Origin of the sequence: Enterococcus termitis (genome assembly GCF_001730305.1) — a bacterium.
GTDB classification, from domain to species: domain Bacteria; phylum Bacillota; class Bacilli; order Lactobacillales; family Enterococcaceae; genus Enterococcus_L; species Enterococcus_L termitis.
The window spans coordinates 1-8,634 of sequence record NZ_MIJY01000024.1 but is presented as its reverse complement, the minus strand read 5'-3'; the positions used below and the strand labels follow the sequence as shown (position 1 = coordinate 8,634).

Annotated in this window: 6 protein-coding genes; 4 read left to right on the top strand and 2 right to left on the bottom strand. The window is 37.8% G+C overall.

Going from position 1 to position 8,634, the window contains the following annotated elements:
- Window positions 1-324: 324 nt before the first annotated feature.
- Window positions 325-2,334 (top strand): methionine--tRNA ligase, encoded by a 2,010-nt coding sequence (gene metG, locus BCR25_RS12105; RefSeq protein WP_069663878.1) that lies wholly within the window; start codon window positions 325-327, stop codon window positions 2,332-2,334.
- A 324-nt stretch (window positions 2,335-2,658) separates the two neighbouring features.
- Here the strand turns inward: metG and BCR25_RS12100 are convergent, their stop codons facing one another.
- Together BCR25_RS12100 and BCR25_RS12095 are read right to left on the bottom strand one after the other, a co-directional pair.
- Complete coding sequence (locus tag BCR25_RS12100) at window positions 2,659-3,252, bottom strand: hypothetical protein (RefSeq protein ID WP_069663877.1); 594 nt, start codon at window positions 3,250-3,252, stop codon at window positions 2,659-2,661.
- A 171-nt stretch (window positions 3,253-3,423) separates the two neighbouring features.
- A complete protein-coding gene (locus BCR25_RS12095; RefSeq protein ID WP_069663876.1) occupies window positions 3,424-5,598 on the bottom strand; it encodes a HelD family protein in 2,175 nt (724 codons plus the stop codon).
- Window positions 5,599-5,827: 229 nt separating this feature from the next.
- Here BCR25_RS12095 and BCR25_RS12090 point away from each other — a divergent pair, with 229 nt between their 5' ends.
- The 3 genes from BCR25_RS12090 to rsmA are packed head-to-tail and all read left to right on the top strand — an operon-like array spanning window position 5,828 to window position 8,072.
- Complete coding sequence (locus BCR25_RS12090) at window positions 5,828-6,598, top strand: TatD family hydrolase (RefSeq protein ID WP_069663875.1); 771 nt, start codon at window positions 5,828-5,830, stop codon at window positions 6,596-6,598.
- On the top strand, window positions 6,595-7,191 hold the full coding sequence (rnmV, locus tag BCR25_RS12085; RefSeq protein WP_069663874.1) for a ribonuclease M5: 597 nt from the start codon (window positions 6,595-6,597) through the stop codon (window positions 7,189-7,191). The genes BCR25_RS12090 and rnmV overlap by 4 nt, the downstream gene beginning before the upstream one ends.
- Window positions 7,188-8,072 carry a 16S rRNA (adenine(1518)-N(6)/adenine(1519)-N(6))-dimethyltransferase RsmA gene (gene rsmA, locus BCR25_RS12080; RefSeq protein WP_069663873.1) on the top strand — a complete coding sequence of 295 codons (885 nt, stop codon included), beginning with the start codon at window positions 7,188-7,190 and terminating at the stop codon, window positions 8,070-8,072. Before rnmV ends, rsmA begins: the two co-directional genes overlap by 4 nt.
- Window positions 8,073-8,634: the final 562 nt, after the last annotated feature.

Sequence of the window (8,634 nt, the reverse complement as noted above, 5' to 3'; positions counted from 1 at the left end):
CTTCAAGGTATTCCTTTACTATGTTCAATTTAAAATCTGCTTCATAAAAGTTCAAAAAAATGACCTCCCAAAGTTGTATTTTTCATGTACAACTTTTGGGGGTCACCTCATTCTGTCCCAGCCTCTTCTATAATTTAGTCATACCAAAAGCTGTTTTTAACAAGTAAGTCATTTCTATTAAAAAAAATAACTATATTATTTCATCTTTCTAATATCTAAACTACTAGCTCTGCTTTTCTTCGTATTATTGTAGTTCAAATAAATTGAAATATGTTATACTGTTTAAGAGTTATTTCAGATAAGATTAAAGGAGGTTTTTTCTGTATGGGACAGAAAGAAACATTTTATATCACTACCCCGATCTATTATCCAAGCGGACAACTACATATTGGTAATTCATATACAACGATTGCCTGTGATGCGATGGCCCGTTACAAACGTTTGATGGGCTTTGACGTATTTTACTTAACTGGTGTGGATGAACATGGTCAAAAAATTGAAAATAAAGCATCAGAACTAGGTGTTACACCTAAAGAATATGTTGATAAAATGGCAGCAGATGTTCAAAAATTATGGAAAACGCTTGATATCAGTTATGACAAATTTATCCGCACAACAGACGATTATCATAAAAAAGCGGTTCAGCAAATCTTTGACCGTTTGTTAGAACAAGGAGATATCTATCTTGGGGAATATGAAGGCTGGTACTCTGTATCAGACGAAGAATATTTCACTGAAACGCAATTAGCCGAAGTGTATCGCGATGAAGACGGCAAAGTCATCGGTGGTAAAGCGCCAAGTGGACACGAAGTCGAATTAGTGAAAGAAGAGTCGTATTTCTTCCGCATGAGTAAATATGCTGATCGCTTGCTGGAGTATTACAATGAACATCCAGAATTTATCCAGCCAGAATCTCGTAAAAATGAAATGATCAATAACTTTATTAAACCTGGTTTAGAAGATCTGGCCGTATCACGAACCACGTTTTCTTGGGGGATTCCTTTATCCAAAGACCCTAAACATGTTGTTTATGTGTGGATCGATGCCTTGTCTAACTACATTACAGCTTTAGGCTACGGTTCAGAAGACGATAGCCTATTCCAAAAATACTGGCCGGCAGATGTTCATATGGTTGGAAAAGAAATCGTTCGTTTCCATACGATTTACTGGCCGATCATGTTGATGGCGTTAGATTTACCATTACCGAAGAAAATCTTTGGTCACGGCTGGTTATTGATGAAAGACGGAAAAATGTCTAAATCAAAAGGCAATGTTGTGTATCCGGAAATGCTTGTTGAACGTTACGGCTTGGATGCGTTACGTTATTATTTACTGCGTGCGATTCCATTTGGCAGTGACGGTGTCTTTACGCCTGAGGACTTTGTTTCTCGTTTGAATTATGATTTAGCCAACGATTTAGGCAACTTATTGAACAGAACGATTGCGATGATCAATAAATATTGTGATGGACAGGTACCGACATATGCATCTAAAGTAACACCATTTGATAGTGAATTATCTACAACTGCTGCAAATGTGATTGGGAAATACCACGAAGCAATGGAAAAAATGGAGTTCAATACAGCGATCTCTGAAGTATGGACCTTGATTTCCAGAGCGAATAAATATATCGATGAAACACAACCGTGGGTTTTAGCCAAAGATGAAGAAAAGAAAAATGAACTGGACAGTGTGATGGTTCATTTAGCTGAAAGCTTACGAATCGTAGCGATTCTTTTGCAACCTGTGATGACTGAAACACCAGAGAAGATTTTTGAACAATTAGGCTTAGATCCTGAAACGATGAATATGGAAAAAATCCATTTCGGTGAGTTTCCAACAGATGTTAAAGTCGTTGCCAAAGGAACGCCAATTTTCCCACGTTTAGAAATCGATACAGAAGTGATCTATATTCAAAAGAAAATGGCACAAAACACGCAGACGACTGCTGAAGAAATCAAATGGGATCCAGAAGAAACAGCGCTTATTTCTACGAAAGAAAAACAAATCAAGTATGAAGATTTTGATAAAGTAGAATTAAAAGTAGCAGAAGTCATTGACTGTAAAAAGGTCAAAGGTGCAGACAAACTCTTACAATTCCGGTTAGATGCAGGTGACGAACAAGATCGTCAAATCCTTTCCGGTGTGGCAGAATTTTATCCTGATCCAAGCGCCTTGATCGGTAAAAAAGTTGTTATAGTAGCAAACTTGAAACCAAGAAAAATGCGTGGACAAATCAGTCAAGGGATGATCCTTTCCGCAGAATCGCCAGATGGTAAGCTGCAAATTATCGATGCACCAAAAGATATGCCAAACGGAGCAAGCATCGCATAAACAGTATTTTATAAAGAAAAAGAATGATTCTCAGATGCCTTATTCAATCGAGTGACTGAATAAGGCATCTGAGGTCATTCTTTTTTGATACATCACCGATAAATAAAGGCCATTTATTATTCAGACCCAAAAACACAAAATAGACTACTTTGATTTAACGATGGTGAAAAAATAGCACTGGACGAGCTGTTTAAAGAAGACAAAGAAGTACTTGATGAAAGATATCAACCGGTTTCCTATAACATCAGGACGAATTTAAATAAACACGAATGAAAAACTATTTCTTAGTTTTCACTCGTGTTATTTATTTTGTTGAAGCCTTTTTTATCGCTTTATCGTTTTTCTAGCTGTCTTGATTCGTCTAAACCTTGTTGGTAGTAATAGCACCAATAGCGCATAAGGCGCGCTCACAATCGACCATGCTAGCGTGCGGCTCAAACTATTGTTTTTGTAAAGCCAATTTAGTAAAAAATGTAGCCCTAAAATACTGACAATAACAAAGATCATAACAACATAGTCCGGTTCGTTTTTTAGTATGGCACGACTTGTACTACCAAGTAATGGAACAAAATAAAAATAAGCACTTGTCAGCGAAATACGCCAGCTTTTTGCAACGGTTCCTAAGTTCAATAGAAAAAATAAGATAGATAAAACAATTCCTAATGGAGGGAAAAAGGCGACTAATATAGAATAAATAGTTCCCCATAAAATCATCAACGGTCCTTTAACGACTGCTGCAATGACAACGAACACCGCAATCAAAAGAAATTGTTGCGTCATCGTACCGTAAGCTAATAAACCAAAAAGAATCAGTAATACCCAATGCCAAATCGTGTTGACCTGTGGTTTTCTTTGAATGGTTACATTTTTTTGAATCGTTGATTTTAAAAAGTCAGATTCTTCGAAGAAATTTTTCAAAAAGCATTCACTCCTATCAAATTGAATATCAGACTGGAGTTCAGTTTACTGCGAAATAGACAACAAAACATCGGACTAAAGTCTGTTTTTTAGCCCGATATTTTTAAGAATTGCTTAAGTGAAGAGGATTGAGTTTAAATGTTCGAATTTTTTCGTGATAGGAGAGCAGACTTACTCAGGTCTGAATAACTCAGACAACGCCCCTACATAAGGCAGAAACACTTGTTTCATCCCACGCGAAATCGCTGTATAAAGAATCTTCTTCTCTCTTTCGGTTGTGCCGTAACGAACTGTAGAAGGATCGTGAATGATCACATTATCAAACTCAAGACCTTTCGCCATATCGATCGAAAGAATTTGAGTCTCCATCGTATGATTGTTCTGTAAAAGCTGTTCCTTCAAGTATTCAGCTTCTGTTGCAGTTTTTGTAATAACAACCGTGTCTTCTTCAGGAGTGAAAGAACTTAAAAGTGAGGCAAGTGTATCAAGATACGTTTTTTCATTCTCACAGTAGATAAAAGCGGGCTTTTCGCCTTCTTTTCGAATGGAGACAATATTGAGCTTTTCATGATTGGTCACTAAAGTTTGGAATAGTTGAGTGATTTCTTTACTGGAACGATAGCTATTCAATAATTGATAAGAAGTAACAGAACGACTGGAAGCAGATAATAATGCTTTCAACTCATTAAAGCTGATAGATGTATTGAAAATCGCCTGATTTTCATCTCCTGCCAGTGTAAAGTTTGCTTGTGGGAACAAGTTAAGCAGCAAAAGAATTTGAGCTTCAGTATAATCTTGAACTTCATCTACTAAAATAAACGCCATTTGTTGATTCGATAAATCTTCAATAAAGGTATCTTTGATCAACAATAAAGCTACTACTTCATCGGCAGTATAATCAGACGTTGATTTTTCGTAGGTCTCTTGTTGATACTTTTGATAAAGTGCTTCAAAAAGCAGCCATTGATCGAACCAAGCAACAGTTGCAATTTCATCTACAACAGTGCGGTATTTTTGTTGAAGCCGCTGTAGCGCAAATTCTGCTAATTCCTCTTCATTTTCATTCGTAAAAGTTGTGTCAAAATAGCGTAGTTGCTCAGCTTCTGTCAAGTCTTGCATTTGATCGATCATTTGTTTGGATTTGGCCTGCTTGATCAAATAACGAGTCCACAGACTTGATAATTTTTCTTTTGTAGCAGAAAGTCGATCGCGGATTGATAAGGTTGCCGGTGTTTCTTGGTACAAGCTAAAAATCAGTTCAGCAGAAAATAACGGTTTACGTTTGAATAAGATCGGTTTAAACAAGGATTGCTGAATCAGAGCTGTATCTTGGAAAGATTGAACGAACGCAACAAATTCTTTTGATTGAATCACTCGCTGCTGTGCGTGGACTTTTTCAGCAGTGATTCGGTTAAAATAGGCTGATTCACTTTCAATCGGTGCCTTTTCACGAAAGGTAAATTTAAGAAACTGTAGCAATGTCAAATTCAATGGATTCCGCTCACCTAAATTTGGCAGAACCTGAGAAATATAATCGATAAAGGTTGAATTAGGAGAAAGCAGTAAGATATCATCCGCGGTAATTTGTGTCCGATGATTGTAAAGCAGATAAGCAATCCGCTGCATGATCGCAGAGGTTTTACCACTGCCGGCAATCCCATTGACTAAAAGCAAAGGATGGCTTTCGTCACGAATGATCTCGTTTTGCTCTTGCTGGATCGTGGTGGTGATATCTTTCATGTATTGAGAAGAATCAGCTTCCAATGAATGCAGCAAAATATCATCTTGAATCGCAAGACTAGTATCGAAAAAGTTGATCAACCGATTTTCTTCAATGATCAATTGTCTTTTTAAGTTCAGCGTGACAGGGATTTCAGTTTTATTGACGAGATAACTGCTGTCGCCTAAAACATTATTATAAAAAAGAGAAGCAATCGGTGAACGCCAGTCATAAATTCGTGATTCACCGTCCAAATTCGTAAAGTCATTCATTCCGATATAAAAGACATCCCGATCAGCATCAGCATCCAAAAAGGTCACGTCGATTTTTCCAAAATAAGGGACTTTCAACAGCCGTTCGACTTTTTCTAATTGTTTAGCTGCAGTGGCATTTTGAATGTTCAGTTGATCGATTTCTCGATTTTTCATTTCCATCATGGCGAATGTTTCTAAATTATCTGAGTAGCTATCAAAGTTTAGTTTTGTATCGCCGCCAAATTGCTCCAACACTGATTTTCCTGTGGTGTTGACCTCATCAATAGCCGTTTGATAGGTATCTCTTGCTTGGCTTAGTTCTTCGTAAATCTGCTGTAGATGGTGAGTTTCTTGTGTGCGATCATTTGACATAGTGATTCCTCCTGACATAAATTGCCGTGACCGATTAGTATAAGCTATTTTTTTAAGAAAAGCAATTGTAAGAAGCTGATAATTTATCAGTGCTGTCCATTCAGCTTTTGGCTAAAATGTGATAAAGTATAGAAGATAACGAAGTCTATTAGGAGTAGTAGCTAATGTAAATATCTATCTAGCTTCATGGGCTAGCTCATGAAGCTTTTAATTGAAGGAGTGAAGGAACATGATTTTTGATTCTCATACCCATTTAAATGCGGAACAATTTAATGAAGATATCCCAGAAACAATTGAACGTGCCAAAGAATTAGGCGTGACAGAGATGGCAGTGGTTGGTTTTGATACGCCGACAATTGAAAAGTCTTTGGAACTTAGCCAGCAATATAAAGAAATTCAAAGTATTATCGGTTGGCATCCAACCGAAGCGGGGAGCTATACACCTGAAATCGAAAAAAGGTTGCAGCAGTTATTGACTACGCCAAAAGTCGTTGCATTAGGTGAAATTGGCTTGGATTATTATTGGATGGAAGATCCAAAAGAAGTGCAGGATCGTGTATTTCGACGTCAAATTGCGATTGCCAAAGAAATGAATCTGCCAATCAGTATTCATACACGTGATGCGATGGAAGATACGTATAAGATTTTAAAAGAAGAAGACATTCGTGACATTGGCGGAATCATGCACAGCTTTAGCGGTGATCCTGAGTGGATGAAGAAATTTCTGGATATGGGCATGCATATTTCTCTTAGTGGTGTAGTGACCTTTAAAAAAGCGCTGGAGGTACAAGCAGTAGCACAAGTGGTTCCGATGGATCGTTTATTGGTCGAAACAGACGCGCCTTATTTAGCGCCTGTTCCTTATCGAGGCAAACGCAATGAGCCAGGCTATACACGGTATGTTGCAGAAAAAATCGCAGAGCTGCGAGACGTTCCATTTGAAGAAGTGGCAAAACAAACGACAGAAAATGCTCATCGGTTGTTTAGGTTAGACAAATGACAGAAAAATTGAAAATCGAAGAAATCATTGTTGTAGAAGGCAAAGACGACACACGACGCATACAAGAAGTTGTTGATGCAGACACGATCGAAACGATCGGTTCAGCTATCAATGAAGAAATTTTAGCTCAAATTGAACATGCACAAGAAACAAGAGGTGTGATCATTTTTACCGATCCAGATTATTCCGGTGAAAAAATCCGTAAAACAATTATGGAAGTTGTACCGGATGCCAAACATGCCTTTTTATCAAGACGACTTGCTGCACCCAAAAAACGCGGTTCAAGTTTAGGTGTGGAGCATGCTAGTGACGAAGCGATTTTAGAAGCACTGGAAAAAATCGTTACACCTGTCCATGAAGCCGATGATTATCAAGAAATACCTAGACAAATCTTGCTAGAGTATGGTTTAATAGCGGGAGCCTATGCAAAAGAACGCCGGGAAAAATTAGGAGATATTCTACGCATCGGCTATACAAATAGTAAACAATTAACGAAACGACTAAAAATGTTTCGAATCACAGAAGAAGAGCTGATAAGTGCCATGAGCACGATTATAAAACCAACCAGTGAAAAATCGGAGGAATCATTGTGACAGAATATAAAGAAATAGCCACGCCTTCAAGAACAAAGGAAATCTTGAAGCAGCACGGTTTTTCGTTTAAAAAAAGCTTAGGTCAAAACTTTTTAACAGAGCCAAATATTCTACGTAAAATCGTTGAAACGGCAGGAATCGATACTCAGACCAATGTAGTAGAAGTAGGTCCAGGCATTGGTGCTCTGACTGAACAGTTAGCCAAAAATGCCGCCCAAGTGCTGGCTTTTGAAATCGATGACCGCTTGATTCCTGTGTTAGAAGATACGATGAGTCCCTATAAAAATGTCACTGTCGTTCATAATGATGTATTAAAAGCAGATTTAGTCGGTACAACTAAAGAGATTTTTGAACAAGAGCTACCGATCAAAGTCGTAGCGAACTTACCTTATTACATCACCACACCGATCATGATGCATTTTCTGGCATCTGATTTGGACGTGGAAGAAATGATCGTAATGATGCAAAAAGAAGTAGCCGATCGAATTTCGGCGAAACCTAGTACGAAAGCTTACGGCTCACTATCGATTGCCGTGCAGTATTTTATGGAAGCAAGTATTGCGTTCATTGTTCCTAAAACTGTTTTTATTCCACAACCAAATGTTGACTCGGCGATCATCAAGCTGACCAAACGAGAGAAGCCGGCAGTTGAGGTCATAGATGAAAAGGAATTCTTCAAATTGACTAAAGCGTCCTTCCAGCTTCGCCGTAAAACTCTGTGGAACAACCTGACACATTATTACGGTAAGGATGAACAAACAAAAGAGTGGTTGACAAAAAGTTTGACGGAAGCTGAAATCGATCCATCCCGTCGCGGAGAGACGCTTTCCTTAGAGGAATTTGCTCGTTTGAGTAATCAGTTAGAAAAAAATCGAAGATAAATACGAAAGAAGAGGTTGAGCCAAACATCGATTAGGTTCGAGTAATTGGAGTGAAAATCGAACAATACGTTTTTTGTATTGCTCGATTTTTGCGAAATTGCCGAAGAATCTGATTTTTGGCCACCTTTTTTTTGTTTTATTTCACACGCATTGATTTTCTAAAAGAGACGAATTCTTATAAGTTTGTGTAAAATAATTTTGTTTTAGTTATTGACAATTTTCAAATAACAAGGATAATATAAGAAAACGCTTTCTTTTTGATGGGAGGAATATCGTGAAGGAAAAGGGACAAACACCCATGAGGGCTATCACCCTCACCAAACAGAATGAAAACGAAAGTGATCGACCTGCAGGCTTTTTCCTGTCATACTTAGAGATGACAGGAGTGGCTTGTAGGTCGATCGCTTATTGAGGTTCTTCTCCAAGTAACCTTGAGGGACAAACTAGATCATTCTACTTATTTGTACCAATCATTAGGTCTTAGAACCTGCGTATAAAAATAAATTGTTTCTATAAGTAGAATAGCCCCTTCTGTACTTTTTTTCAAGGAGGAATGTTGAAA

Coding starts and splice junctions, on each gene's coding strand:
- BCR25_RS12090 (WP_069663875.1), top strand. CDS start 5,828: ATGATTTTTGATTCTCATACCCATTTAAATGCGGAACAATTTAATGAA.
- rnmV (WP_069663874.1), top strand. CDS start 6,595: ATGACAGAAAAATTGAAAATCGAAGAAATCATTGTTGTAGAAGGCAAA.
- BCR25_RS12095 (WP_069663876.1), bottom strand. CDS start 5,598: ATGTCAAATGATCGCACACAAGAAACTCACCATCTACAGCAGATTTAC.
- metG (WP_069663878.1), top strand. CDS start 325: ATGGGACAGAAAGAAACATTTTATATCACTACCCCGATCTATTATCCA.